The 23,924-nt window shown below is 71.9% G+C and carries 29 protein-coding genes and 1 pseudogene; 11 read left to right on the forward strand and 19 right to left on the reverse strand.

The window, feature by feature from the left end:
* Positions 1-27: 27 nt before the first annotated feature.
* Positions 28-825 (forward strand): ABC transporter ATP-binding protein, encoded by a 798-nt coding sequence (locus ACSU6M_RS01495; protein ID WP_437066300.1) that lies wholly within the window; start codon positions 28-30, stop codon positions 823-825.
* The gene (locus ACSU6M_RS01500) at positions 812-1,744 is read left to right on the forward strand and encodes an ABC transporter permease (RefSeq protein ID WP_437066301.1); all 933 of its coding nucleotides are present in this window, start codon (positions 812-814) and stop codon (positions 1,742-1,744) included. Before ACSU6M_RS01495 ends, ACSU6M_RS01500 begins: the two co-directional genes overlap by 14 nt.
* Positions 1,745-1,818: 74 nt before the next feature.
* On the opposite strand, the gene ACSU6M_RS01505 is transcribed toward ACSU6M_RS01500, so the two are convergent.
* From ACSU6M_RS01505 to ACSU6M_RS01515, 3 genes are all read right to left on the reverse strand, one after another.
* A complete protein-coding gene (locus tag ACSU6M_RS01505; protein ID WP_437066303.1) occupies positions 1,819-3,702 on the reverse strand; it encodes a rhamnogalacturonan lyase in 1,884 nt (627 codons plus the stop codon).
* Between the two features lie 276 nt (positions 3,703-3,978).
* Positions 3,979-4,650, reverse strand: a complete 672-nt coding sequence (locus tag ACSU6M_RS01510; RefSeq protein ID WP_437066305.1) for a DUF3105 domain-containing protein — start codon at positions 4,648-4,650, stop codon at positions 3,979-3,981.
* 57 nt (positions 4,651-4,707) lie between these two features.
* Positions 4,708-5,043: a hypothetical protein gene (locus tag ACSU6M_RS01515; RefSeq protein WP_437066307.1), complete on the reverse strand. Its 336-nt coding sequence runs from the start codon at positions 5,041-5,043 to the stop codon at positions 4,708-4,710.
* A gap of 302 nt (positions 5,044-5,345) precedes the next feature.
* On the opposite strand from ACSU6M_RS01515, the gene ACSU6M_RS01520 reads away from it, so the two are divergent.
* The 9 genes from ACSU6M_RS01520 to ACSU6M_RS01560 all read left to right on the forward strand — a co-directional run bounded on the left by ACSU6M_RS01520 (position 5,346) and on the right by ACSU6M_RS01560 (position 13,617).
* Positions 5,346-6,569 carry an MFS transporter gene (locus tag ACSU6M_RS01520; protein ID WP_437066309.1) on the forward strand — a complete coding sequence of 408 codons (1,224 nt, stop codon included), beginning with the start codon at positions 5,346-5,348 and terminating at the stop codon, positions 6,567-6,569.
* A 165-nt stretch (positions 6,570-6,734) separates the two neighbouring features.
* Positions 6,735-7,154 carry a GlcG/HbpS family heme-binding protein gene (locus ACSU6M_RS01525; RefSeq protein WP_437066311.1) on the forward strand — a complete coding sequence of 140 codons (420 nt, stop codon included), beginning with the start codon at positions 6,735-6,737 and terminating at the stop codon, positions 7,152-7,154.
* A gap of 38 nt (positions 7,155-7,192) precedes the next feature.
* Complete coding sequence (locus tag ACSU6M_RS01530; RefSeq protein ID WP_437066312.1) at positions 7,193-8,017, forward strand: aldo/keto reductase; 825 nt, start codon at positions 7,193-7,195, stop codon at positions 8,015-8,017.
* Positions 8,018-8,193: 176 nt separating this feature from the next.
* Complete coding sequence (locus tag ACSU6M_RS01535) at positions 8,194-9,003, forward strand: M23 family metallopeptidase (RefSeq protein WP_437066314.1); 810 nt, start codon at positions 8,194-8,196, stop codon at positions 9,001-9,003.
* A gap of 211 nt (positions 9,004-9,214) precedes the next feature.
* Positions 9,215-9,919, forward strand: coding sequence for a tRNA-dependent cyclodipeptide synthase (locus ACSU6M_RS01540; RefSeq protein WP_437066316.1), 705 nt, complete (start codon positions 9,215-9,217; stop codon positions 9,917-9,919).
* Positions 9,916-11,106, forward strand: coding sequence for a cytochrome P450 (locus tag ACSU6M_RS01545; protein WP_437066317.1), 1,191 nt, complete (start codon positions 9,916-9,918; stop codon positions 11,104-11,106). Before ACSU6M_RS01540 ends, ACSU6M_RS01545 begins: the two co-directional genes overlap by 4 nt.
* A gap of 280 nt (positions 11,107-11,386) precedes the next feature.
* Positions 11,387-12,493: a YihY/virulence factor BrkB family protein gene (locus tag ACSU6M_RS01550; RefSeq protein ID WP_437066318.1), complete on the forward strand. Its 1,107-nt coding sequence runs from the start codon at positions 11,387-11,389 to the stop codon at positions 12,491-12,493.
* A 107-nt stretch (positions 12,494-12,600) separates the two neighbouring features.
* Positions 12,601-12,828, forward strand: coding sequence for a DUF5133 domain-containing protein (locus ACSU6M_RS01555; protein ID WP_437066320.1), 228 nt, complete (start codon positions 12,601-12,603; stop codon positions 12,826-12,828).
* Between the two features lie 45 nt (positions 12,829-12,873).
* Positions 12,874-13,617 carry a YqjF family protein gene (locus ACSU6M_RS01560; RefSeq protein WP_437066322.1) on the forward strand — a complete coding sequence of 248 codons (744 nt, stop codon included), beginning with the start codon at positions 12,874-12,876 and terminating at the stop codon, positions 13,615-13,617.
* Positions 13,618-13,699: 82 nt separating this feature from the next.
* Here the strand turns inward: ACSU6M_RS01560 and ACSU6M_RS01565 are convergent, their stop codons facing one another.
* From ACSU6M_RS01565 to gvpJ, 16 genes and pseudogenes are all read right to left on the reverse strand, one after another.
* Positions 13,700-14,008 (reverse strand): hypothetical protein, encoded by a 309-nt coding sequence (locus ACSU6M_RS01565; RefSeq protein ID WP_437066323.1) that lies wholly within the window; start codon positions 14,006-14,008, stop codon positions 13,700-13,702.
* Between the two features lie 107 nt (positions 14,009-14,115).
* Positions 14,116-14,718 (reverse strand): hemerythrin domain-containing protein, encoded by a 603-nt coding sequence (locus ACSU6M_RS01570; RefSeq protein ID WP_437066325.1) that lies wholly within the window; start codon positions 14,716-14,718, stop codon positions 14,116-14,118.
* Positions 14,719-14,868: 150 nt separating this feature from the next.
* Positions 14,869-15,876, reverse strand: a complete 1,008-nt coding sequence (locus ACSU6M_RS01575) for a 2-dehydropantoate 2-reductase (RefSeq protein WP_437066327.1) — start codon at positions 15,874-15,876, stop codon at positions 14,869-14,871.
* Between the two features lie 120 nt (positions 15,877-15,996).
* Positions 15,997-16,893 carry a GNAT family N-acetyltransferase gene (locus ACSU6M_RS01580; RefSeq protein WP_437066329.1) on the reverse strand — a complete coding sequence of 299 codons (897 nt, stop codon included), beginning with the start codon at positions 16,891-16,893 and terminating at the stop codon, positions 15,997-15,999.
* Between the two features lie 127 nt (positions 16,894-17,020).
* A complete protein-coding gene (locus tag ACSU6M_RS01585; protein WP_437066331.1) occupies positions 17,021-17,653 on the reverse strand; it encodes a hypothetical protein in 633 nt (210 codons plus the stop codon).
* The gene (locus tag ACSU6M_RS01590) at positions 17,650-18,201 is read right to left on the reverse strand and encodes a hypothetical protein (RefSeq protein WP_437066333.1); all 552 of its coding nucleotides are present in this window, start codon (positions 18,199-18,201) and stop codon (positions 17,650-17,652) included. Before ACSU6M_RS01590 ends, ACSU6M_RS01585 begins: the two co-directional genes overlap by 4 nt.
* Positions 18,202-18,373: 172 nt before the next feature.
* Positions 18,374-18,487, reverse strand: a pseudogene (locus ACSU6M_RS01595) (CGNR zinc finger domain-containing protein); the annotation flags it as partial.
* A 293-nt stretch (positions 18,488-18,780) separates the two neighbouring features.
* Positions 18,781-19,176 (reverse strand): gas vesicle protein K, encoded by a 396-nt coding sequence (locus tag ACSU6M_RS01600; RefSeq protein WP_437066334.1) that lies wholly within the window; start codon positions 19,174-19,176, stop codon positions 18,781-18,783.
* On the reverse strand, positions 19,160-19,447 hold the full coding sequence (locus ACSU6M_RS01605) for a gas vesicle protein (RefSeq protein WP_437066335.1): 288 nt from the start codon (positions 19,445-19,447) through the stop codon (positions 19,160-19,162). The genes ACSU6M_RS01600 and ACSU6M_RS01605 overlap by 17 nt, the downstream gene beginning before the upstream one ends.
* On the reverse strand, positions 19,444-20,238 hold the full coding sequence (locus ACSU6M_RS01610) for a GvpL/GvpF family gas vesicle protein (protein WP_437066337.1): 795 nt from the start codon (positions 20,236-20,238) through the stop codon (positions 19,444-19,446). The genes ACSU6M_RS01605 and ACSU6M_RS01610 overlap by 4 nt, the downstream gene beginning before the upstream one ends.
* Positions 20,235-20,702 (reverse strand): gas vesicle protein, encoded by a 468-nt coding sequence (locus ACSU6M_RS01615; protein WP_437066338.1) that lies wholly within the window; start codon positions 20,700-20,702, stop codon positions 20,235-20,237. The genes ACSU6M_RS01610 and ACSU6M_RS01615 overlap by 4 nt, the downstream gene beginning before the upstream one ends.
* Positions 20,699-21,655, reverse strand: coding sequence for an SRPBCC family protein (locus ACSU6M_RS01620; RefSeq protein WP_437066340.1), 957 nt, complete (start codon positions 21,653-21,655; stop codon positions 20,699-20,701). Before ACSU6M_RS01620 ends, ACSU6M_RS01615 begins: the two co-directional genes overlap by 4 nt.
* Positions 21,648-22,361, reverse strand: coding sequence for an ABC transporter substrate-binding protein (locus tag ACSU6M_RS01625; RefSeq protein WP_437066341.1), 714 nt, complete (start codon positions 22,359-22,361; stop codon positions 21,648-21,650). Before ACSU6M_RS01625 ends, ACSU6M_RS01620 begins: the two co-directional genes overlap by 8 nt.
* Before the next feature lie 64 nt (positions 22,362-22,425).
* The gene (locus ACSU6M_RS01630; protein ID WP_437066342.1) at positions 22,426-22,692 is read right to left on the reverse strand and encodes a gas vesicle protein GvpG; all 267 of its coding nucleotides are present in this window, start codon (positions 22,690-22,692) and stop codon (positions 22,426-22,428) included.
* Between the two features lie 33 nt (positions 22,693-22,725).
* On the reverse strand, positions 22,726-23,439 hold the full coding sequence (locus ACSU6M_RS01635; RefSeq protein WP_437066344.1) for a GvpL/GvpF family gas vesicle protein: 714 nt from the start codon (positions 23,437-23,439) through the stop codon (positions 22,726-22,728).
* 8 nt (positions 23,440-23,447) lie between these two features.
* Positions 23,448-23,894 (reverse strand): gas vesicle protein GvpJ, encoded by a 447-nt coding sequence (gene gvpJ / locus ACSU6M_RS01640; protein WP_437066346.1) that lies wholly within the window; start codon positions 23,892-23,894, stop codon positions 23,448-23,450.
* Positions 23,895-23,924 lie beyond the last annotated feature (30 nt).

Raw genomic sequence — 23,924 nt, forward strand, 5'->3', positions numbered from 1 at the left:
CCGATGAGTTCCCAGGAGGTGACGACCATGGCCACCACGGTCGCCGAGGCTGTCCAGGACGCCACGGCGGTGGCGCCCGCCGCACGGATCGAGCACGTCTCGAAGTCCTTCCCCGCGCCGGGCACGCCCGACGGGCAGCAGCTCGTGCTGGACGACATCACCCTCGATGTCGCACCCGGCGAGTTCGTCACCCTCCTGGGGGCCTCCGGCTGCGGCAAGTCCACCCTGCTCAACCTGGTCGCCGGGCTGGACCTGCCGTCCGCCGGCTCGATCCACACGGACGGACGGCCCGCCCTGATGTTCCAGGAGCACGCCCTGTTCCCCTGGCTGACCGCGGGCAAGAACATCGAACTCGCGCTGAAACTGCGCGGCGTCGCCAAACCGGAGCGCCGCGCCGAGGCGGAACGGCTGCTGGACCTCGTACGGCTGCAGGGGGCGCACGGCAAGCGGGTGCACGAACTGTCGGGCGGTATGCGCCAGCGCGTCGCACTGGCCCGCGCGCTGGCCCAGGACAGCCGGCTGCTGCTGATGGACGAGCCGTTCGCCGCGCTGGACGCCATCACCCGTGACGTCCTGCACGAAGAGCTGACCCGCATCTGGCACGAGACGGGAGTGTCGGTGCTGTTCGTGACGCACAACGTGCGGGAGGCGGTGAAACTGGCGCAGCGCGTGGTGCTGCTGTCCTCGCGGCCGGGCCGGATCGCCCGCGAATGGACCGTCGGCATCCCGCAGCCGCGCCGCATCGAGGACAGCGCGGTCGCCGAGCTGTCCGTCGACATCACCGAAGAACTGCGCAGGGAGATCCGCCGCCATGGCCAGCACTGACACCGGTACCGGCGCCGACAAGGCCGGCTCGGCGGCTGGAGAGCCCCGGAGAGTGCGGGACACGCACGATCTGGCGGGGCTGGAGGCCGGACTCGACGCACTGGAGTCGGTACGGGCCGACCGCACACCGCTGCGCGCGACGCTGATCCGCAAGGCACTGCCGCCGGTCACCGCCGCCGCACTGGTCCTGGTGGTCTGGCAGCTGCTGGTGTGGGCCGAGGTGGCCCCCGACTACAAACTGCCCTCTCCGTCCGCGGTGTGGGACGAGGTGACCATCGCCTGGCGGCAGGGCACGCTCCTCGACTACATCTGGACGTCGGTCTCGCGCGGCCTGCTCGGCTTCCTGATGGCACTCGCCATCGGAACGCCGCTCGGCCTGCTGGTCGCCCGGGTGGGTGTCGTCAGGGCGGCCGTCGGCCCCATCCTGTCGGGTCTGCAGTCGCTGCCCTCCGTGGCCTGGGTGCCGCCCGCGGTGCTCTGGCTGGGCCTGAACAACTCGATGATGTACGCCGTGATCCTGCTCGGCGCGGTGCCCTCCGTCGCCAACGGCCTCGTCGCGGGCATCGACCAGATCCCCCCGCTGTTCCTGCGCGCCGGACGCACCCTGGGCGCGACCGGCCTGCGCGGCGCCTGGCACATCGTGATGCCGGGCGCGCTCCCCGGCTATCTCGCCGGACTGAAGCAGGGCTGGGCCTTCTCCTGGCGCTCGCTGATGGCCGCCGAGATCATCGCCTCGTCCCCCGAACTGGGCGTGGGGCTCGGCCAGTTGCTGGAGAACGGGCGCAACAACGCCAGCATCTCGCAGGTGTTCCTGGCCATCTTCCTCATCCTGCTCGTCGGCATCGCCATCGACCTGCTGATCTTCAGCCCGCTGGAGCGACGGGTGCTGCGCGAGCGGGGCCTGCTGGTCACCCGCTGAACCGGCGGTTCGCGGGCTCCCCGGACCCGGCACGGGGCTCAGGCGTTCGGCCCGAGCCCCTCGGTGGCCGTCGGTCAGGGGGTGTAGACGGTGGGGCGGGGCGCGGTGGGCATGCCGGCTCCGATGAAGAAGCTGGGGTGCGGGGGCTGGTTGTAGGCGGTGTTCTGCCAGGCCAGCGCGGTGCGGTACTGGGTGTCGTGGAGCAGGGTGGTCATCCGGGTGTTCGTCTGGTGGGGGGTGGAGTAGATGCGCAGCGCGCGGTTGTCGCCGGTGCGCCAGACGACCTCCTCGCGCCAGTCGCCGAGGAGGTCGCCGGACAGGGCGGGGGTGGACTTGGTGCCGTTGTTGGAGGCGACGCCGGAGCCGGTGAGCAGGCGGGTGTCGCCGGACGTGCCGTACTTGTCGATACGGGTGCCGTCGAGGAGTTCGCGGACGGTGTCGCCGTCCCACCACGACAGGAAGTTGACGCTGGACGGCTCCCGGCCGAGGGAGGCGCCGGTCGCAGAGCGCAGGGTGGTGTCGGCGGCGGACCATGCCTCGGCGCCCGCGCTGCCGGCGTGGACGTCGGCGGCGACACCGCGGCCGTTGTCGGAGCCGGAGGCGGTCTGCCACAGGATCTGCCCGGTGCGCGCGTCGGCCATCCAGGAGCCGGGCTTGCCGGCGTCCTCGGAGACCTTGAAGTACTCAAGTCCCGCACGGGAGGGGTTGAGGTCGCCGACGTGCCCCGCGTCGCCGTGGCCCAGCCGGGTCGTCCACAGCCCGGCCCCGTTGTCGTCCACCGTCATCGCGCCGTAGACGATCTCGTCCCGGCCGTCGGCGTCGACGTCCGCGATCGACAGACTGTGGTTGCCCTGGCCGTCGTACCCCTTGCCCGCGTTGGTCGAGGAGTTGGTGTCGAAGGTCCAGCGGCGGGTGAAGGCGCCGCCTCGCCAGTCCCAGGCGGCGATGACGGTACGGGTGTAGTAGCCGCGGGCCATGATCAGGGACGGACGGGCGCCGTCCAGGTAGGCCGTGCCGGCGAGGAAGCGGTCCACGCGGTTGCCGTAGGAGTCGCCCCAGGAGGAGACCGTGCCTCGGGCCGGGACGTAGTCGACGGTGCCCATGGCCCGGCCCGTCTGGCCGTTGAACATGGTCAGGTACTCGGGGCCGGACAGCACATAGCCGCTTGAATTGCGGTGGTCCGCCGAGCCGTTGCCGATCACCACGCCGGTGCCGTCGCGGGTGCCGTCGGCCGTCTTCATGGCGACCTCGGCCTTGCCGTCGCCGTCGTAGTCGTACACCTGGAACTGGGTGTAGTGCGCGCCGGAGCGGATGTTGCGGCCCAGGTCGATGCGCCACAGGCGGGTGCCGTCCAGGCGTATGCCGTCGACGACGGTGTTGCCGGTGTAGCCGGACTGGGAGTTGTCCTTGGCGTTGGTCGGCTGCCACTTCAGGACCAGGTCGAGCCTGCCGTCGCCGTCGAGGTCTCCGGTGGAGGCGTCGTTGGCCTCGTAGGTGTAGGCCACGCCGTCCGGTGTGGTGCCGCCGGCGGGTGGGGAGAGGGGGATGTCCAGATATCCGGAGCGCAGTTGGAGGGCGTGTTCGGACGACGGCTGCTCGGTGCCGTTCACGACCGCTCGTACCGTGTAGTCGGCCGAGTTGGGGGCGCCGGCGTCGAAGTAGTTGGTCGAGGCGGTGATCGGCGTGGAGTTGAGCCTGGTGGTGCCGCGGTAGACGTTGAACGCCACGCCGTTGGGGTCGGTGGCCAGCCAGCGCCAGGACACCAGGTTGCCGCTGCCGGTGTAGGTGCTGGTCAGTCCTCGGTCGAGGCGTTCCACCTGCCGGGCCGTCGCGGCGTGCGCGGTCTCGGGCAGGGCGACGAGCGCGGATGCGGCCAGCGCGGCGGCGGCCATGACACTGCCGATCAGCCGGTGCGCCGCTCTCCCTCGGGGCGGGGTGCGGCGGTGTGCGTCGGTCACGGTGACCTCCGGTGTGTGGGGGTGAGCGACCGCGGGGTGCCGGGGAGTGCGTGCGGGTGGGCGGTCCGCTCGATCACAGGGTGGGAACGCTCCCACGGCGTGTGAGAGTAGGGAGGCGCTGATACGTCGTCAAGGATTCTGTCCGACTTCGATGTTCGGCCTTGTTTGGATCCGTTACTTTCCTCGCGTCGACCGGTGGACAGCCGGGAGGGCGACGGGGAAACGTCCGGTGCCGGGGCGTTCGGCCGCGCGGCACCGGACTCGCGCGTCAGGGCGCTAGGCGGACTTGCCGCCGGTGCAGGCGGCGCCGGGCTCGGGGGTCTGGCTGCCCTGGACGTACTTCTCCAGGAACTCGGCCACCCTCGGGTCGGACGCCTTCGTCACGTTGATCTGGTGGCCCCACGCGGTCAGTGTGATCGGCGAGGACTGGGCCTTGAGGGGGCTCATGAGGGTGTACGGCGTCTTGGCGACCCTGGCGGCGAGCGCCTTGACGTCGGCGTCGGCGGCGCGGTCGTTGTAGGTCACCCAGACCGCCCCGTGTTCGAGGGAGTGGACGGCGTTCTCGGCCTGTATCTCCTGGGTGTAGACATCGCCGTCGCAGTTCTGCCAGACCTGCGAGTGGTCGCCGCCGGCGGCGGGCGTCATCGGGTAGTCGACCTGCTTCTCGACGTGGTTGCGGCCCAGCTTGGACCAGGTCTTCTCGCCGGACACCGGGGCGGCCTTGGCGCGCTCCTCGTCCTTGGCGGCGTCGATCAGGTACCAGCCGCCGGCCACGACGGCGATAACGATCGCGGCGGACGCCGTGACGGCCATCATGCGGTTGCGTCGTTCGCGCGCCTGCTCGGCGCGTCGCTGTTCCTCGATGCGGGCGCGACGGGCCGCGGCCCGCTCCTTGCCCGACGGCTTGTTCTGGTGGGTGCTTCTGCCCTTGGAGGTGCTGGAGGCCATGATCGAGTCCTTCTCGTGCAGCGGTGACAGACGGATGCCGGGTGAGGGGCATCCGGCCTAGGTCCGCGACACCTGGAGGACATGGAGGTCGGGCGCGCGCGGGGCCGCGCCGTGGCGCATGGCGGTGGCCGGGACGGCGGTCGGCCGTGCGTCGACCCGGCAGGGCAGGGTGACCGGCTGGGGCTGCGGCACGGGACCGGTGGTGGGGGTGTCGGCCGCCTTCTGGTCACCGCAGCGGTGCTCGCCCGGAGCGACGCGGGCATGGTGACCGACATGGCCGTCCGCCACGTCGTACGCGGTGGCGGCGACGGGGGGCCGGCCGAACTGCCCGTAGGCGCACAGGCAGGTCACGCCCAGCACCGTGGCCAGAGCCACCAGCAGGCCCAGCGCCACGCAGGCCGTGCGCGACCGTCTTCCGGTCGTCCGCCGACGTCCGTCCGGGAGCGTCCGCAAGGGGCGGACGGCCCTGGCGAGCCGGTGCACCGCGCCTCCCCACACCCTCGGCCGACTAGATGATCGTCGGCGAACTTATCAGGCCCCGGAGCGCGGGAAGGCGCTCGGGCCCCTACCCCACATATGGTTGCAGGCGCCGAATACCCGCCCTCACACTTCCGCCCATTTGCATTTAGCGCGCGTCTGCAACTATTGTCGAAGCTCGTAAGCGCCTCACGCAATCGCTTGGAAGGTTCCTCCCCATGCCTCTCGCGCTCCTGGCCCTGGCCATCGGGGCCTTCGGGATCGGCACCACCGAATTCGTGATCATGGGCGTGCTGCCCCAGGTCGCGGACGACTTCGGCGTCACCATCCCCACCGCCGGCTGGCTCGTCTCCGGCTACGCCCTCGGCGTCGTCGTCGGGGCCCCGCTGCTGACGGTCCTCGGGACCAAGGTGTCCCGCAAGAAGATGCTCATGTTCCTGATGGGGCTCTTCATCGCCGGCAACGCCCTCTCCGCCTTCGCGCCCGGCTTCGGGCTGATGCTCGGCGGCCGGGTCGTGGCCTCGCTCGCCCACGGCGCGTTCTTCGGCATCGGGTCCGTGGTGGCCGCCGATCTGGTGGCACCGCACAAGAGGGCCTCCGCGATCTCCCTGATGTTCATGGGCCTGACCGTGGCCAACATCGTCGGGGTCCCCGGCGGCACCTACATCGGTCAGGCGGCCGGCTGGCGGGTCACCTTCGTCGTCGCGGCACTCGGCGTCATCGGACTGCTGGGTGTCGCACGGCTCGTCCCCGAGCAGGGCAGGCCGCCCGCGTCCGCGAACGTCCGGGCGGAGGTCGCCGCCTTCAGGAACGTCCAGGTGTGGCTGGCCATGGCGATGACCGTCCTCGGCTACGGCGGTGTCTTCGCCGCGATCACCTACATCACGCCGATGATGACCGAGGTCACCGGCTACACCGAGGGCGCCGTCACCTGGCTGCTGGTGCTGTTCGGCGCGGGCATGTTCCTGGGCAACCTGCTCGGCGGCCGGTACGCCGACCGCGCCCTGATGCCGATGCTGTTCGTCTCGCTGGGCGCGCTGTCCGCGTCCCTGCTGCTGTTCACCGCGACCGCCCACCACAAGGTCCTCGCCGCGATCACGCTGACGCTGATCGGCGCGCTGGGCTTCGCCACCGTGCCCCCGCTGCAGAAGTGGGTGCTCGACCAGGCCGCCGCGGCCCCCACCCTGGCCTCGGCCGCCAACATCGGCGCCTTCAACCTGGGCAACGCCCTCGCGGCCTGGCTCGGCGGCATCGTCATCGCCGCCGGACTCGGCTACACCGCCCCCAACTGGGTCGGCGCCCTGCTCTCCGGCACCGCGCTGCTGCTGGCCCTCCTCGCCGCCCGCCTCGACCGGCGCGCCCGCGCCAGGACCCAGGAGCAGGCCGACGAGCCCTCGGCCGCCACCGCGGCCCGTCGGACGCCCGCGTACAGCGGGCACTGACACCGGTCCCCCGGACGCCCGCGCGCAGCCGGCACGGACATCGGCCCCCGGACGCCCGCGCGCAGCCGGCACCGACACCGGCCCCTCGGACGCCCGCGCGCGGCGGGCACCGACCACTCGACCCCACCCCTCCCCCGTACGACCTCGTCATCGGAGCACCACCTCATGAGCACCACCACCGTCACCCCCCTCACCACCGCCGACGCGGAGATCCTGCTCCACGCGGCCCGTCGGGCCGCGGACGCCGCCGGTGTCGCGGTCAGCGTCACCGTGCTGGACGCCGGAGGGCACCCGCTGGCCTTCCGACGCGACGACCGGGCCGTGCTGATCTCCGGAGAGACCAGCACCCGCAAGGCGTACACCGCCCTCCAGCTGGACGCGCCCACGGCCGACCTGGTCGACCTGGTCAAGCCCGACGGCCCCTTCCACAGCCTGACGACCGCGCTCGACCGGCCGCTGCTGTTCATCGCCGGCGGCCTCCCGGTCCACCGCGACGGCCGTCTCATCGGCGCCATAGGCGTCGGCGGCGGGGCGCCCGAGCAGGACCACTCCTTCGCGGCCGCGGCCGTCGCCGCTCTCGGCTGACCCGTCGCTCACCGCCGTACCAGATCAGAGGAACCACCATGACCCACGTCCCCACCGTCACGCTCAACAACGGCATCGAGATGCCCCAGCTGGGGTTCGGCGTCTTCCAGGTCCCCGACGAGGAGACCACCGCCGCCGTCGGCACCGCGCTGGAGGCGGGCTACCGCTCCATCGACACGGCGGCGGCCTACGGCAACGAGGGCGGCGTCGGCAAGGCGCTCGCCGCGTCCGGCCTCCCGCGGGAGGAACTGTTCGTCACCACCAAGCTGTGGAACGCCGACCAGGGCTACGACGCCACGCTGCGGGCCTTCGACGCCAGCCTCGGCAAGCTGGGCCTGGACCACGTCGACCTCTACCTCATCCATTGGCCCGCCCCGGCCCGCGACCTCTACCTGGACAGCTGGAGGGCCATCGAGCGGCTCGTCGCCGAGGGCCGCGTCCGCACCGCCGGTGTCTCCAACTTCCAGCCCGCCCACCTCGCACGGCTCCTGGACAGCAGCGACCTCGTCCCGGCCGTCAACCAGATCGAGCTGCACCCGGCGCTCCAGCAGCGCGAACTGCGTGATCTGCACGCCCGGCACTCCATCGTCACCGAGGCGTGGAGCCCGCTGGCGCAGGGCGCCGTCCTGGAGGAGCCCGCGCTGCGGGAGATCGCCGGACGGCACGGCAGGAGCACGGCCCAGGTGGTGCTGCGCTGGCACCTCCAGCTGGGGAACGTGGTCATCCCGAAGTCCGTCACCCCGGCCCGGATCCGCGAGAACATCGACGTCTTCGGCTTCGAGCTGTCGGCCGAGGAGATGGCCGCGATCACCGCGCTCGACCGCGGCCTGCGGACCGGCCCCGACCCGGACACGCTGAACTGACCTGCCCCGCACCGGTCTTCACCTTCGCGCGGGCGGCCCCCTCGGGCCGCCCGCGCCCCGCTCCCGTCGGCGCGGCGGACGGATCGAGCCACCCGGCATCTGTATAGACATGTACACGCCATGAGATGCTGGCGGACCGAGTGCTGACCCCCACTCCCCTGCAAGGAGTCCGCGCCATGCCACTCAGACGCTTCCTGTCCGTCCTCGCCGCCGCCGTCATCGGGCTGGTCGGCCTCACCGCCGCCCCCGCCCACGCGGCGCCGAACTTCAAGGCGCCCTACCCCTGCGGCCAGCAGTGGACCTACAGCCACCACTCCGCCGAGGTCCGCCTCGCGCTGGACTTCGTGCGCTCCGACGGCGGCACCACCGCGGGCACGCCCGTGCTGGCCTCCGCGTCCGGGACCGCCTACCGCTACTACCAGGCGGGCGGGGCCGGCAACTACATCGTCATCGACCACGGCGGCGGCTGGAAGACGTACTACTTCCACCTCGCCGCCTTCTCCGTCAGCCACGGCCAGGGCGTCTCCCAGGGCCAGCAGATCGGCACGACCGGTTCCACCGGCAACAGCTCCGGGGCCCACATCCACTACGAGCAGCTCTACAACGGCGTCGGCCAGACCATCCGCATCAACGGCGTCTCCCTCGCCCCCTATCCGGGCTCCTACCACCAGAAGTACCTGACGAGCGACAACGGTTGCTCGGGCGGGGTCACCAAGTACTGGGTGGACACCTTCGCCGACGCCCCCGGCTACGCGTCCCCGACCAGCACCACCCGCACCGGCACCCTCTACGCGGGCACCAACTACGTCTTCTGCAAGACCTGGGGCCGCGAGATCCGGGACGCCGCCGGCAACTACAACCACTGGTGGCTGCGCACCGACCTCGACGTGGGCCCGGCGAACCAGTACGTGTCGGCGTACTACCTCTCCCGGTGGGGCAACGACGAGGCACGGGACAACAACGGCACGGTGATTCCCACCTGCTGACGGATGATCAGCGCGGTCGGCGGTCCGCCGGAGCGGGCCGCCGGGCATCCGTCCAGCTTGTCCATGATTCAACCGCCTGAATATCTCACTGAGTTACTCACCGGTTATGCTGTGTGAGGGCGAGGCGGTCGGTTAGGTTCTAGCCCGGAGTCGCCACACCGGGGGCACGGGGCCCCATTGGGACTAGCGACTCGTTAAGGGATCCGTCCTCTTGACAACCATCACGACCGACATATTCACCGTGCGGCCGTACACCCCGCATTGCCGGGTGATCCAGCAGGAAGCCCACCACGCCGTCATCGGTGTCTCGCCGGGCAACAGCTTCTTCACCGCGGACACCGTGAACGGGCTGGCCCACTGGGCGGCCGAGCGCTTCGCGCAGGTGGACATCGTCTATACGGACCTGTACATCGCCGACATGTACCAGGCCCTGGGGTACACACCCGACGACGCCCGCCGCAAGGCGGTGAAGAACCTGCGCGGGGTGCGCGCCAAAGTCACCAACGCGGCCCTGACCGTCGATCCGGACGGGACACGGGTGCGGGCCCAGCCGGTCTCCGCACTCACCGCCCGGCCGGGCTACCGGCGGCTCAGCCGACAGCTCGACGCGCTGATGGCCGGCGACACCGCGCTGACGGCGACGGTGGCGGAGTTGGTGGACCGGTTCCTCAAGGACAAGGTCACCGGCCGGGACGCCACGGACCTGCAGCGCGAGGTGTGCACCCGCTACATCCTGGCCGAACTGCCTCTGTTCATCGACTCCCCCGCCGTCTTCGACGTGCCCTCCTCGCTCAACTGCTACCACCAGGTGCTGCCGTTGGCGGACCTGCTGTACGGGCCTGGCCATGGTCTGCGCGCCTCCCGCAACCAGGGCCACGGCATCATCGCTCTCACCGCACCGGAGGACACCGCGTGACCACCGCCACCGACACCGATCTGCTCGACTTCCCCTTCTCTCCGCGCGGTGACCGGCTCCCGGACGAGGTGCCCTCGCTGCTGCGGGAACGTCCGGTCACCCGAGTGCGCACCATCGCCGGGGACCAGGCGTGGCTGGTGTCCTCGCACGCCCTGTGCAAGCAGGTGCTGGAGGACGACCGGTTCAGCCTGAAGGAGACGTCCGCCCCCGGAGTGCCCCGCCAGTACGCGCTCACGATCCCACCCGAGGTCGTGAACAACATGGGCAACATCACCGGGGCCGGGCTGCGCCGCGCGGTGATGCGCGCCATCAACCCCAAGGCGCACGCCGAGTGGATGCAGGCACACGCCGCCGAACTGGCCGACCGCATCCTCGCCCAGGGGCCCCCGGCGGATCTGCGGCGCGACTTCACCGTGCCGTACTCCACCGGCCTGCACTGCCGGCTGCTCGGCATCCCGCCGGCCGACGCGGACCGCCTGTACCGCAGCCTGCACGTGGCGTTCATGAACAGCCCCCGCCCGATCCCCGCCGCCGCCCTCAACTGGGACCGTGACATCGCCTACATGACGTCCCGCCTGGACGACCCCACCACCACCGGTCTGATGGGCGAACTGGCCACACTGCGCGGCACACCCGAGTACGCGCACGTCTCCGACGAGATGTTCGCCACGGTCGGGGTCACGATGTTCGGGGCCGGAGTCATCTCCGTCATGGGCGCGCTGACGATGATGTGCGTGACGCTGCTGCTCGACCACGACGTACGGGACCGACTGGCCGCCGACCCCGGTCTGATCCCCACCGCCGTCGACGAGTTGCTGCGCGTCAACCTGTCCATCGCCGACGGACTGCCGCGCATCGCGCTCGACGACGTGCGGCTGGGTGAGGTGACCGTCGCCAAGGGAGACCTGGTCCTGGTGCTGGTCGAGGCCGCCAACCACGACCCCGCGCAGTACGACGACCCGGACGCGATCCGTCTGGACCGGCCCAACGCGGGCACGCATCTGTCGTTCGGCGGCGGCGGCCACTACTGCCCGGCGACCGCCCTGGGCAAGAAGCACGCCGAGGTCGCGCTGCGCGTCCTGCTGGAGCGGATGCCCCGGCTGGATCTCGCCGTGCCCGTCGAGCAACTGGTGTGGCGCACCGGGTTCATGAAGCGCGTGCCCGAACGGCTTCCCGTCAGCTGGTAGCCGCCGGAACGGCTTCCCGGACGGCCGCCCGACGCCGGCACGAAGGCGTCGGGCGGCCGGCGGCGGCGCAAAGGCGTCGGGCGGCCGGCGGAGGGCGTCCCTGCTGACCGGTGAGCATGCCCGCCATGGCCGCTGCTCGGCGTCTCCCGCAGCCCGCGCTCTCCCCGGCCGGCCGTGATCCTGCTGGTCGGCGCGGTGAGGCGGCCCCGCCACCGATGAGCCCTCGGACCGGCGGTCGGCGGTCCGGATGAAGGGGCGTTTTGTGGTTACCCGGCCCGGTATGGCGAAGCTCATAAGACTGCGACACACGCGTGAGGACGCTCGCCATGGCCGGGACCACGCCCATGGTCCCGCAGCCGACGAGCGGGAAGGCCGTGCGGACACCGGCCGCCACGAAGACGGGCCGGAGCGGTTCGGTCCGGGCCCGGAGGTGACGGACCGGGCGCCGGACTCCCCCACCGGTCTGCCGGGCAAGTCCTGGTCGGCGGTGCTGCGCGGCACGTTCAAGGAGTTCAAGAGGGACGAGCTGACCGACCGGGCGGCGGCCCTGACCTACTACGGCATCCTGTCGCTGTTCCCGGCGCTGCTGGTGCTCGTGTCCCTGCTGGGGATCGCCGGACGGTCGGCCACCCGGTCGGTGCTGGACAACATCCAGCAGCTCACCCCCGGGGCCGCCCGAGATGTGATCAACAACGCCGTGCAGCAGCTGCAGGGCAACGCCGGTGTCGGGTCGGTCATGGCGATCGTCGGCCTGGCCCTGGCCATCTGGTCGGCGTCCGGTTATGTGGCGGCGTTCATCCGCACCTCCAACGCGGTCTACGACATTCCCGAGGGCCGCCCGGTGTGGAAGGTGCTGCCGCTGCGGCTCGCCCTGACCGTCGTGCTGATGGTCCTCGCGGTGGCCAGCGCCCTGATCGTGGTCTTCACCGGCCCCCTCGCCAGCCGGGCCGGAGACGTCCTCGGGGTCGGGGACACCGCGCTGACCGTGTGGACGTACGCGAAGTGGCCCGTCCTGGTCCTCCTGGTCTCCCTCATGATCGCGATCCTGTACTGGGCCAGCCCCAACGCCAAGATCCGCGGCTTCCGGTGGATCACACCGGGCAGCCTCCTCGCCCTGGTCATCTGGCTGATCGCCTCCGCCGGGTTCGCGTTCTACGTGGCGAACTTCGCCTCGTACAACAAGACCTACGGGACCTTCGCCGGTGTGATCATCTTCCTGATCTGGCTGTGGATCACCAATATCGCGATCCTGCTGGGCCTGGAGTTCGACGCCGAGACCGCCCGGCAGCGGGCGATCGCCGGAGGGTATCCGCCGGAGGAGCGGCCCTATGTCGAACCGCGTGACACGCGCAAGTGGGACGAGGAGGACCGTCGGCGCCTGGAATGAGGCACGGGCGCCGGACCGGCCACGCGCGGGCACGGGCGGGGCATATTCACTCGGGTCCGGGGCACTGGAACGGCACATGTGAATGAGGACGAAGGAGGAGACCTCTGATGCTCATGGCGCACCCCGCCGTTCTGGAGAACCTGCTGGAGCAGTACGAGACGCTGCGCATTCTGCACGCCGAGGACGGGAGCACCGAGGTGCGCCGGCGGATGGACGACGTCGCCTACACACTCTGCGTGGCGACCGGAACCTGTGACATCGACGCCGCGGTCATCGCCGCCCGCCACCGGCTGCCCGGCGCGCGCCCCGAGGACGACTCGCTGCTCAGCGCCTGACCGGCCGTCGCGTTACCCACGGCCGCCGAGGGGAACTCGGCGGCCGTGGTCGCGTACGAGGCCGAGCAGCGGGTACGGGTCCCGGTCATGCGGGCCGGCTGGGTGAGACAGGCGTTCGTGCACTGGCGCTACCCGCCGGACGCGGTCCAGGCGCTGCTGCCCGAGGGCCTGGTCGTGGACGAGTGCGAGGGCGCGGCCTGGGTGAGTCTGACGCCGTTCGTCATGGCGGACGTACGCCCGCCCGGCGTTCCCGCGCGGCTGCCCGGTCTGCCGACCTTCGCGGAGACCAACCTGCGGACCTACGTCCGCCACCGCGGCGGACGGGACGGCCTGTGGTTCCTATCCATCGAGGTCTCCTCTCCCCTGATGCTGTCCGCTCGAGCCGTGGGCGTGCCCTACACCATGGGCGACCTGAGGGTGTCCGGATACGGCGACACCGTGCTGTACGAGGGCTCGCGGTGGGGCGGCGGAGCGTCGTACCGCCTGGTCGTCCGGCCCGGCAGCCCGATCAGGCCCACCGAGCGGGACGTGTGGCTGACCTCGCGCTGGCGGGCGTACACCCGGCGGTTCGGCCTGCTGTGGGAGACGCCGGTCGAGCACGAGCCCTGGCCGCTGTCCGACGCGACGCTCGACGCGCTCGACGAGACGCTGACCACCGCCGCGGGTCTCCCCCCGCCGACCGGTGAACCCCTGGTCCACTTCTCCGACGGTGTACGGCGGGTACGCATCGGTGCGTCGCGGCCCGACGTCCCGGTCGTGCCCGGCGCGGTGCCGGCCGGCGGCCGGTGATCAAGGCGCCGGGCGTGAGGGGCCGGCCATCGGATGGTCCAGGTGTGCGGCCCTCCCCTCTCGGAATCGGCGGGCCACCTCACTACGGTCGCGGGTGGGTGCGCTGCCAGCCCCGGCGGGCCGGCTGGTCCCGTCGTCCGCCTGCGGAGGCGCAGCGGGGGCACACGCGGCGCACCGCGTCGGCCGCACCGCCGGACTCGGGCTGTACGTCGGCCCACTCGAAGCCCGGGAAGCGGGCCAGCCGGGAGCGGTGCAGGGCGAGGCCGCACACGGTCTGGTTCATGCCCTGCTCCCAGGCGTGGACCTCTCCGGCGGGCTGCCAGCGGCCGTCCTCCTCGTCCCACCAGCGACTGGAGGCCGCCACCGCGTAACGCCGTCTTGTCGCCGCCATGGGGATGCCTTTCTGTGTCGGTGCGGGAGGCGGGAGGGCGGGAGGGTCGGCGCCGAGGGGGTGCCCCCTCCCGAGGGGGTGCCCTCCCGTGGCCGTGGTCGGTGCAGTCAGCTGCCCTCGGCCTCGTGCACCTTCTCCGCCAGTTCTTCCTTGTTCATCGACGAGCGGCCCTCGACGCCGAGCTCGCGCGCCTTCTCGTACAGCTCCGCGCGCGTCTCCCCCGTCGCCGGCTGCTGCGACCGGCTCCCGGTGCCACCGGCGGCCTTGAGAGGCATGCCGACCAGTTTCCGGGAGCGCCGGGTGGCGAACTCCAGGCCGAGTTCGCGCAGCCGCTCCGGGCCGACGGCCTGGCTCAGGGAGGGCAGGATGTCGTTCTCCTCTTCCTCCATGTGGTGCTCGACGGCACCGATCCACTGCTCCAGGGCGCGGTCGAACTCCGCGCTCTCCCAGTCCATCTCCAGCAGGTGCTTGCCGAGGCTCTCGGCTTCGTGGTGTTCCTCGGCGGCGTGTTCGGCCTCTGCCTTCTCCCCGGCCTCACGGGCCACGGCCGGGTACACCCGGTCCTCCTCGGCCTCGCTGTGGGCCTCCAGCATGGCCACGGCCAGCGGGAGCGCCAGCGGCCGGGAGCTCCGGTCCGACTTCATCATGTCGAACAGACGCTGTAGCTCACGGTGGTCGGTGGTGACCAGGGTGATGAGGTCGTCAGCCATGGCGGACCCTCCTGTTCTCTCCAGCCTGTTCTGTCCGTCCCCCTCTTCGTCCGACCGGGTTTCCGCGGCGCACGGACTGATGCATCGGGCCGGCGCGAGAGACGACGGCGCGGGTCAGGGCTTGCGGGCGGGTCAGGGCTTGCGGGCGGGTCAGCGGCGGCTCCCGGAGATCTCGGCGTACAGCTCCGGTCCGGCCCAGGTGCGCGGGGCGCGCTCGGCCTCCCGGACCAGGGCCGCGAGACGGGCGTTCGCGGGAGCGGTCAGCCCGTGGGCGGCGGCGAGCGCCACGATCTCGCCCTGGAGCGCGTCGATCTCCGTCGGCCGGCCGCGCTGAAGGTCCTCCCACATCGAGGAGCGTGCCCGGGCGTCGATCCGCAGGGACGCCGCCGCCACCCGGCGGAAGACCGCGTCCGGCAGCCCCAGCACATACGGCGTGACGGCGGGCGGTGTCGGACCGAGCCGCGCGGGCGTCACACCGGCGGCGCGGTAGACGGCCAGGGCCTCACGCTGGCACAGGGCGAGGCAGCGACGGTAGGCCCGCCGGCCCAGCTGCTCCCGCAGCGGCAGCCCCGAGAGGGCGTTGACCGCGTTGTTGAGGTTCATCAGCAGCTTGGCGTGCTGCACCGCCGGCATGTCGGTCCGGGGCTCGACGGCCAGGCCCGCCCCGCGCAGGGCGGTCACCAGCGTGCCGTCCGGCTCCACCATCAGGCTGCCCGGCATGCCCTGGTGCACGGTGCCCGGCTCGGAGGTCACCACGTTGTACGGGACCATCCCGGCCAGCACCGTGCGGCCGGGCAGCGCCGCGCGGAGCGCCGCGGGGTTGTGCAGACCGTTCTGGAAACTGACCACCACGGCACCGGGCGCGAGTAGGGCGGCGAGCTCGCGGGCGGCCGCGGCGGTGGCCGCGGACTTCACCGTGACCAGGACGTAGTCGGCGCCGGCCGCGCCCTCCGGGCCGGTCGCGAGCGCCAGGCGGTCCGGCGGGAGGTGGACGGGCGGGCGGCCGGAGCCGCTGAGGGTCAGTCCCCGCCCGGCGAGCACCGCCATCGCGGCGGGCCGCCCGATGAGCGTCACGTCGTGTCCGGCGGCGAGGAGGTGGCCGCCGAGATGACAGCCGATGCTGCCGGCGCCGAGGACGGCGAAGCGGGGCTGAGGCATGGAGCGACTCCTGTGGTGGGCGGGCGGGGCAGGTCCAGCGTGGATCAGCGGCACGGCGGCTGACCAGAGCGGTGAACCGCCGTGCCACCGGCAGCTCACCCGCGTACACGACCGGTCCCGCTAACTCCCGCTCACCGGATGGAAGTTGATGCGCTCGCTCACCGCCGGGAAGCCCGCCTTGGCGAAGTTCGCGGCCATGGGGAAGTTGCCCTGGTCCGTGGCGCCCGTGACGGTGTCGGCGCCGTGCTCGACGAGGACGTGGGTGCACTCGGCGAGCAGGTCGTAGGCGTAGCCGTGTCCACGGTGTTCGGGGAGGACTCCGATGAAGCCGATGGTCGGGCCGGAGGGGTTGTGCGCCGGGATGTGGATTCCGGCCAGGTCGCCGTCGGCTGTGTGGGCGACCTGCCACCACTCGCGGGGCGAGGGGCACCAGTGGAAGAAGTCGAGTTCCTCCTGGGCGGCCAGGTCGAGGCCGCCCTCCTCGATGGCGCGCAGGGCGTGGGCGTCGAGGGTGGCGGAGTGGATGCGGCGCAGGGCGTCGAAGAAGACCGCGTCGTCTGATTCGGCGCGGAAGCGGAGGCGGCCGGGGCGGTCGGGGAGGCCGAGGTCGGGCGTCCAGCGGTACAGGAAGCGCTCGACGAGGAGGTCGTATCCGGCCGCGCGCGCGGCGCTGAACCGGGCCTCGGCGGCGGCCTTCAGGGCGGGGTCGTCCCGCCAGCCGCCGGGCAGGTTGATCTCCAGTTCGACCTGCCATGGGGCGGACCGCAGGAGTTCGGCACCGGCCTCCTCCTCGCCCTCGGCCACGTCGAACCAGTTGATGTTGACGGGCTCCGAGTCGTCGGGGCCGGCCCACCAGGCGCCGCGGGCGACGACCGTGCCGTCGCGCAGGGCGACCCTCTTCCACGCGGGGCGGAAGCGGGTGCGCGCGTGTCCCTTGCGGGCGTCGAGCGGGTCGGGGTGTGCGTCGAATAGCTGGGCGTCGCTCGGGGAGAGCGTGCGGATGACCAGATCGGTCACGGGTTCCTCCGGGATTGCGGACTGCTGGACGCGCTCCCGGTCAGATCACGGAATCCACGCCGGGACGACGGAACGGGGAGCGCTGAGAGGTGGTGGATCGCACGGCACTCGCCTCCTTCCGGCCGACTCAGGGCGTGGGCGGCTCACGGTAGTCGCTCCTGCTGAGGGAGGTCCACGGCTTTTTGTCGTCAGGGGGTTCCGCCTCCGCCCACAACGGGGGCGTGGGCAGGCCGAAGTGGCGTGTGAGGATGCCGACCGTCACCGCGCCGTCCTCGTTGAAGCCCGGCTCCGCCGTGTAGCGCGGGGTGTCACGTCCCACCAGCCCGGCCTCAAGGAACTCCCGCAGCAGATGGTCGGCCCGCGCACCGCCTCGCCTGGACTCCCTGCGGGCGCCGAGGTTGAAGTACAGCTGCTCGAAACCGCCCCGGTGGTAAGCGAACTGGCACGGGTGCCGCTCACAGTGCGGGATCAGGTAGTTCTGGCCGTGGGGGCACTCGCAGGCGGGTGTGGACGCCAGGAAAACGGTCTCCGCCTGCGCCCCGACCAGGTCCGCGAAGCGGTAGCCGGTGATGTCCCTGGCCAGTTCTGCCGCGCCCTGCCCGTGCGATGCCGTAGAGGCGTCCTGGAGCACCCATCCCCAGCCGCCGTCCTCGCCGGCCGCCCGCACCGGTCGCCCCGAGTCCGCCAGGACGCGGTGCAGCAGACCGGCGTCCATGCCCCGGGAGAACGTGGCGAAGGTGTCCGGAGGGAGCCAGCTCATGCCACGACCTCCGCGGCCAGCGGCGGCGACGGCAGGCCGAAGGCGCCGGCTATCGCCCGCACCAGACGGTCGTCGTCACGGTGGTGGTCGAAGCAGTCGTGGTCCTCGTCGTCCGCCAGGTCACACTCGGCGTCCGGGCCTATCAGGCCGGAATCCAGCAACTCGGCCGACAGATGGTCCGGGTTGTCGCCCACCCGCTGGCCCACGTCCTCGAAGCTGAAGTGCAGCACGCACCGGCCCGAGCGGTAGTAGGTGAAGTCGGGACCGTGTGCCTTGGCGCTGCAGGGCTCGACGACGAACACCACCACCTCGCCGCCGTCCCGGCACAGCGGCCCGTAGTCGACCAGGTCGTAGTCACCGCTCTCCGGGTCGGACATGTCGTGCACCGCCCACGTCCAGCCGCCGGCCGTCCCCGTCTCCAGCAGCCGACGCCGCAACGCGCCGAACCCTTCTGTCACGGCGTCCCCGTCCAGCCCCCGGACGAAGACGAGGTTCACCTCATGGCCCCGGTAGGACTCCCCGAGCCGACTGTCGATCCAACTCTTCATGCCCGCACACTAATTGCCCCCACTGACAACGCGGCGTCAGCCCGCTTCGGGGACGAAGCCGCGGCGGGTGGTACGCGCAGGACAGCAGGTCGGACCGGTCGAGCTGTTCGGGAAGTCCGGGCACGGGCATAACGACGGCGCCGCCCGAGTCTCGCCCCGTGGCCACCGCTTCTCAGTCCTCAGGGGAGCCCTCCGTGGCGCGGGCGCGCCGGTGTGCCGCGACGCGTTCGCGGGTCGCGCAGCGGCGGGAGCAGTAGCGGCGTTCGGGACCGCTGCCCTGGGTGACGGTGCGGCGGCTGGGGGAGGCCCGGGAACGGCGTTCGTGACGAGCGCCCGCGGCTCGTCCGCGGACCGGGAGTCGGACGGTGAAAGCGCCGCGGACCCACCGCGTGCTCGAGTCGGCCGTCCACCCTCCGATCGGGTCGGTACTCGGAAACCGTGCCGGAGGTCACGCCGCTCGCCCGGCGGCTCCGCACATGCGACCGCCACCCGGCGGCCGCGCCTTGCCCATGGCCGAACCGGAGCACTGGCAGCCGCGCCTTGCGCATGGCCGGCACCGGCCGCGGCCCGGCCTGTCCGTCACGGCGGGAGGAGGGGGCCGAGGGGGCCCAGGTCGATGTTGAGGTCCTCCATGGTGAGGTCGTAGCGGTCGCAGAGGTCGGTCATGCGGTCGTGGAGCAGCATGAGGGTCAGGCCCAGGCGCTCTTCCTGCTCCTCGGTCAGACCGCCCTCGTCGACCCGACGCAGAGCCTGGCGTTCCATCAGTTGGCGCAGCAGCTCGACGATGGTGAGGACGAGGCGGACCAGGTCCCGTTCCACGGTGTCCGGATCGGTGCGCAGACGGTGGGCCGCAGGCCCCCCGGGGGACGGCGGGGGCAGGTCGTCCGGCCGGGCGGGCAGCAGTGCGAAGGCCCGGGACACGGCGTCCCTGACCTCGCGCAGGCGGTCGGGGTGCGGTTCAGCGGCCGAGCTCACGGTGACCTCCCTGGCCGGTGCCGCGCGTCTGCGGCAGGGCCGTCCACTGCTCCTCGGCCTGCTCCCGTACGGCGACCACGAGGGCGCGCAGCGACACCCGTACGAGATCGATGTCGGCGACGGAGATGACGAGATCGCCGGTGATCACGACGCCTCCGCTGAGCAGTCGGTCGAGGAGATCGATCAGTGCCACCTGCGTCCCGGAGACCGGACCCGCCCGGCCCTGCCCACCGCCCGCGCCGTACGCCCCGTACTCGCCGTACTCGGTCACCGCTCCCCCGCCCCTTTCTGCCAGGTCGCGAAGGAGTACGGCGCCCAGGGGCCGGTGACCTCCACGCGCACGCCGGGGAACTCGTCCGCGGCGTGGAGCATCCGGTCGCGGAACTCCTCCCCCAGCCTGCGCGGCACGAGATAGGCGTCGTTGGCGACGTTCTCGCCGGTCGCCGGGGCCAGAGCGCCCTGCTGGGGGCGGTGCCGTACGCGCTCGACGGCCAGCGGACGCGCCAGTTCCGCCGTGCGCCGGACAGCCTTCTCGGCGGAGCGCAGGGTGTCCTGCCTGGTCTGCCGCTCGTACCTGCGGCGGCGCAGATAGGCGCGGCCGGGGTCCGGTTCGCCGATGTCGTCGGCAGGCGCCGTCGCCGCGGGTACGCCGGGGACATCGGCGTACACCTTCACGCCCCACTCCACGTGGCCGGTGAGCCGGTCGAGGAGGACGAGGAACCGCTCCCGGCCTTCGCGCAGCATCTGCTGGACCCGGAGACCGTCGAGGTACACGGTGGCCAGCCGCAGGGGCAGCACCGTGGTGTGGGCCGCGAGGGTCTCGATGACCAGGTGGTGCGCGCGGGCCGTCGCCTCCAGCCACGCCAGGTCCTCCAGGCGTTCCCTCAGGGCGGACTCCGAGAACTCCTCCCCCGGCACGGTGCTCACCGCGGCGGCCAGCGGGTCCGAGCGGACCAGAGCGACCGGCGCCCCGGTGACTCCGCGCAGCGCGTCCGGCACCGCGGGCCCCCGGGCCGGGGACGCCCGGAGGACGGCGTACACATAGGTCAGCTGCTCCTTCACGAGGTGTCGTTCCCGTCCTCGTCCGTGGATGTGCGCCGGATGCGCCGCGGCCTCGCCCGGGGCTCGTTCGCCGACCGCCGCGCCCGGCCGCGCTCGCTGGTCCCACGCGGGGGCAGGTCGGCCAGAGGGCTCTCGGCGCGGGCGCGCAACTCCCTGAGCTCGGCGCGCAGTCGCTCGTTCTCCTCCTCCAGCTCGGGCCTGCGCTCGGCGCGGGAGGAGAGTGAGGGGTCGTGCTCCCACCAGTCGATGCCCATCTCCTTGGCCTTGTCGACCGAGGCCACCAGGAGCCGGATCTTGACGGTGAGCAGCTCGATGTCCAGCAGGTTGATCTTGATGTCGCCGACGATGACGATGCCCTTGTCCAGCACGCGCTCCAGGATGTCGGCGAGGTTGGCGCCGGACTGCTGGCCGTATCCGGACAAGGGCTGCAACGGCGCGCGCCCGCCGCGGACGGGCTCGTTCACGGCATGCCTCGCCTGTCGTCGGACCCCCGGTCCTCGTCGTCCTCGTCGTCGTAGTCCTCGTCGTCGTAGTCCTCGTCCTCCGCGTCGTAATCCTCGTCCTCGTTGTCGTCCTCGTCGTAGTCCTCGTCCCCGTCTGCTTCTACGGCCCCTTCGTCCACGTCTGCCGTGCCCTCGTCCTCCGCCTCGTCGTCCTCCCGCTCCTCCTCGGGCTCGCGCATCATCACGAAGGTGCGGTAGCGCTTCAGATCGCGGCGGGCGCGGCGGGTCTGGACGCGCAGGAGGCTCTCGGCGCGTTCCACCGGCCCCTTGGGGAAGTAGCGCAGTACGAGCAGCACTTTGGTGAGGTTCTCGCCGAGCGGGTGGAAGGTGACGACGCCCCTCGCGGTGGCGTGGTCCATCTCGGTCGTCCAGGCGATGCGCTCGTCGGCGATCTCCTCCGTGATGCTGTCCTCCGGACGCTTGATCGTCTTGGCGAGCCGGTCGGACTCCTGGAAGATCATCCACTCGTCGTACGCGTCGGGCACGGGCGCGCCCACGTCGATGTCCTCGATGATGGTCAGGCCCTTGCCTGGGCCCGCGTCGCTCTTGTCGTGCCGCCTGCCGGTGACGCCCGTGACGCCCTTGGCCTTGTCCACCACGGTGTCCCTGGCATGCGCGGCGGTGTCCTTGGCGTGCGCGGCGGTCGAGGTCACCGCCGCGCCCGTGGGCAGACGCTCGCGCAGCGCCTTGCCCCGCCGGGCCACGCCGCCCACCAGACGGCGGGGCCCGAGGTGCGTCTGCCCGACCCGTCGCGCGGTGTCGCCCATCCGGTGGCCCAGACCCTCCAGCGCCAGCTGGATGCGGGCCTCGATGTAGCGCTCCAGTTCCTTCTTCAGCCGGTCCGTGCCCCGAGCCGGTCGGGTCGCCTCGGTCGGTGCGGCCGGACGGCGGTTCGACGCTCTGCGCTCAGTCATCGCCCCACCGCCCCGCTCGTGAGCCGCCGCCGCGTGAACGGCTGGGCGCGGCGGAGGTCCTCTTCGTCTTCGCCCCCGAGGGACCGGACTTGCCGGAGGCGGCCCGTGACTTCTCAGCCCCTGACTTCTCAGCCCCTGACTTCTCAGCCCCTGACCTCTCAGGCCCTGGCTTCTCCGTCGCGGACGACGGGCGGCGTCGACGTGCGGGCGCCCGCGTGCTCGTGGAGCCGCCCGCCTCGTCCTGGGCGCTCTCCTCCTCGTCCCGAGGTGGCTCCGCGTCCTCGTCCGCGGGCGGTCCGGCCTCGTCCCCGGGTTCCTCCAGCTCCTCGCTCGGTTCCTCGACCTCGTCACGGGACTGCTCGGCCGCCGCCGTGCCCTCCTCGTCGTCCTCCTCGTCCGGGCCCGCCGGCCCGTACGCCTTGTCCCGCAGTCCCGCGGTGCGTTTGTGCAGGGCGTCGGCCAGGTTGTCGGCCTTCGCCGTCATGACGGAGGTCGCCGCCGCCTTGCTCGCGCCGGCCAGCTCGGAGCGCACCTGTCTGGTGACGTCCTTCAGGAAGGGGGACTGCTGCAGCGTCCTGCCGATCTGGTCGGGCCTGATCCGTGATCCGGCGAGCAGCGCGCCGAGGCCGAGGGCTAGCCTGGCCTTTTTCGTACGGCCCAAGAGATAGCCGCCCAGAAGGGCGGTGCCGATCTTGGCGTTGTCCATGACCTGTCCTCTGCTTCCTCGCCCGGCTGTCCCGCCGGCCCCGTGTGCCGGGGCGGCGGCCGCGTCACGGTGGCTCCTGCACGGCCCCCCGGCTCAGCCGGAAGGCCCTGATCTCCTCCAGCCGCTGCAGCAGCGCCTCCTCACGCCGGGCGAACTCCTCTTCGTCGATCTCTCCCTCGGCCCGGGCCCGCTCCAGCTTCACCAGCTGCTCCTGGACGGGAGCGGGGTCGTAGTACTCGTCCTCGGCGGCACGGAGCACCTTGTCGAGGACCCACCCGACGCCCCGTACCGGAGCGGCGGGCAGCGTCAGGATGCCGGTGATCAGTCCCATGTCGCCTCCCTGGGGGCTCGGCTCGCACGAGGGTCACACGAAGCTGTAGGGCGGCAAGGGGCCGCGCAGCCGCAGCTCGACACCCTCTCCGTAGCGCTCGTCCAGCTCCTGGGCCGCACGGGCGAACTCGTCGAACCGCTCCTCGTCCACCAGGAAGGACGCACTGATGAAGTACTGGTTCGACGGCGGCGCCACGTGCTCGGCCTGCGCGAGCGGCCTCAGGCCGGAGACGACCTCCCCGGCGAGCACCTCCTGGCGGCGCTGGAGGGCCGCGGCCACCAGCTGGCCGAGGGTCACCCGCTCCTCGTACGTCCCGCCGCCTTCCCTGGTCCGCTCGTTCAGCTCCCGGACACGGTCGTCCTCCTCCAGTACGGAACGCAGGACCGCTTCCTCCTCCAGCACGCCCTTGACGTTGAACTCTCCTCGCCCGGTGAGCTCCTCCAGCCGCTGCGAGAGATCCGCCGCCTGCCCTTCCAGCACGGCGCGTACGGCGTTCTCGTCCTCGGCCACGAAGCCGAAGCCGAGCGGCAGGATGGGGCCGTCGGACCACAGGCGGCGGCCGGCCTCGAGGTGCGTCTGCAGATCGTCGCGGGAGATCGAAAGGTCCTCGGGGCTGTCGCTGACCACGGCGCACAGGGAGTCGCCCCGCACGACCCGGATTTCGGCGGGCGGCGATCCGACACCCTTGACGTCGTCCAGCCGCAGCGGATGCGACGTGCTGGTGATCGCGTACACATACACGGACATCGGCTCGCTCATTCCTCCCGGTCGCGGGTACGGCGGCCCGAGCCGCGCTCGCGCCTGCTCTCGCGCTCCGGCTCCCGGTCACCTTCGTCGTCGCGTCCCTTCTGCAGGGACTCGGTCACCGCCTGGACGGCGCCCGACAGCGCGCCTTTGCTCTTGCCACGGGCACCTCCCTCGGAGATGCCCTCCACCAGGTCGGGGAGCTGCGCGGGGGCTCTGCGGCCCGACTCGAGATCCAATCGATTGGCCGCCTCCGCGAAGCGCAGATACGTGTCGACGCTGGCGGCGACGACACGTGCGTCGACCTTCACCAGCTCGATGCCCACCAGGGACACCCGGGCGAACACGTCGATCACCAGGCCGCGGTCGAGGACGAGTTCCAGGACGTCGTAAAGATTGCCCGAACCACCCCCGCCGGCGGGCACGGCTCCACTGTTGCCCTGCGGCACCGCGGTCACGTCGTCTTCCCTTCCGGTGAAGGGAGGTAG

This window comes from Streptomyces sp. enrichment culture (assembly GCF_964272895.1).
In the GTDB taxonomy this organism is placed as follows: Bacteria; Actinomycetota; Actinomycetes; order Streptomycetales; family Streptomycetaceae; genus Streptomyces.

What these genes read in the sequence shown, in the direction of transcription:
- ACSU6M_RS01495 (WP_437066300.1), top strand. Translation starts at nt 28, where the DNA reads ATGGCCACCACGGTCGCCGAGGCTGTCCAGGACGCCACGGCGGTGGCG.
- ACSU6M_RS01500 (WP_437066301.1), top strand. Translation starts at nt 812, where the DNA reads ATGGCCAGCACTGACACCGGTACCGGCGCCGACAAGGCCGGCTCGGCG.
- ACSU6M_RS01510 (WP_437066305.1), bottom strand. Translation starts at nt 4,650, where the DNA reads ATGGCCTCCAGCACCTCCAAGGGCAGAAGCACCCACCAGAACAAGCCG.
- ACSU6M_RS01520 (WP_437066309.1), top strand. Translation starts at nt 5,346, where the DNA reads ATGCCTCTCGCGCTCCTGGCCCTGGCCATCGGGGCCTTCGGGATCGGC.
- ACSU6M_RS01525 (WP_437066311.1), top strand. Translation starts at nt 6,735, where the DNA reads ATGAGCACCACCACCGTCACCCCCCTCACCACCGCCGACGCGGAGATC.
- ACSU6M_RS01530 (WP_437066312.1), top strand. Translation starts at nt 7,193, where the DNA reads ATGACCCACGTCCCCACCGTCACGCTCAACAACGGCATCGAGATGCCC.
- ACSU6M_RS01535 (WP_437066314.1), top strand. Translation starts at nt 8,194, where the DNA reads ATGCCACTCAGACGCTTCCTGTCCGTCCTCGCCGCCGCCGTCATCGGG.
- ACSU6M_RS01550 (WP_437066318.1), top strand. Translation starts at nt 11,387, where the DNA reads ATGGCGAAGCTCATAAGACTGCGACACACGCGTGAGGACGCTCGCCAT.
- ACSU6M_RS01555 (WP_437066320.1), top strand. Translation starts at nt 12,601, where the DNA reads ATGCTCATGGCGCACCCCGCCGTTCTGGAGAACCTGCTGGAGCAGTAC.
- ACSU6M_RS01565 (WP_437066323.1), bottom strand. Translation starts at nt 14,008, where the DNA reads ATGGCGGCGACAAGACGGCGTTACGCGGTGGCGGCCTCCAGTCGCTGG.
- ACSU6M_RS01570 (WP_437066325.1), bottom strand. Translation starts at nt 14,718, where the DNA reads ATGGCTGACGACCTCATCACCCTGGTCACCACCGACCACCGTGAGCTA.
- ACSU6M_RS01575 (WP_437066327.1), bottom strand. Translation starts at nt 15,876, where the DNA reads ATGCCTCAGCCCCGCTTCGCCGTCCTCGGCGCCGGCAGCATCGGCTGT.
- ACSU6M_RS01585 (WP_437066331.1), bottom strand. Translation starts at nt 17,653, where the DNA reads ATGAGCTGGCTCCCTCCGGACACCTTCGCCACGTTCTCCCGGGGCATG.
- ACSU6M_RS01590 (WP_437066333.1), bottom strand. Translation starts at nt 18,201, where the DNA reads ATGAAGAGTTGGATCGACAGTCGGCTCGGGGAGTCCTACCGGGGCCAT.
- ACSU6M_RS01620 (WP_437066340.1), bottom strand. Translation starts at nt 21,655, where the DNA reads ATGACTGAGCGCAGAGCGTCGAACCGCCGTCCGGCCGCACCGACCGAG.
- ACSU6M_RS01625 (WP_437066341.1), bottom strand. Translation starts at nt 22,361, where the DNA reads ATGGACAACGCCAAGATCGGCACCGCCCTTCTGGGCGGCTATCTCTTG.
- ACSU6M_RS01630 (WP_437066342.1), bottom strand. Translation starts at nt 22,692, where the DNA reads ATGGGACTGATCACCGGCATCCTGACGCTGCCCGCCGCTCCGGTACGG.
- ACSU6M_RS01635 (WP_437066344.1), bottom strand. Translation starts at nt 23,439, where the DNA reads ATGTCCGTGTATGTGTACGCGATCACCAGCACGTCGCATCCGCTGCGG.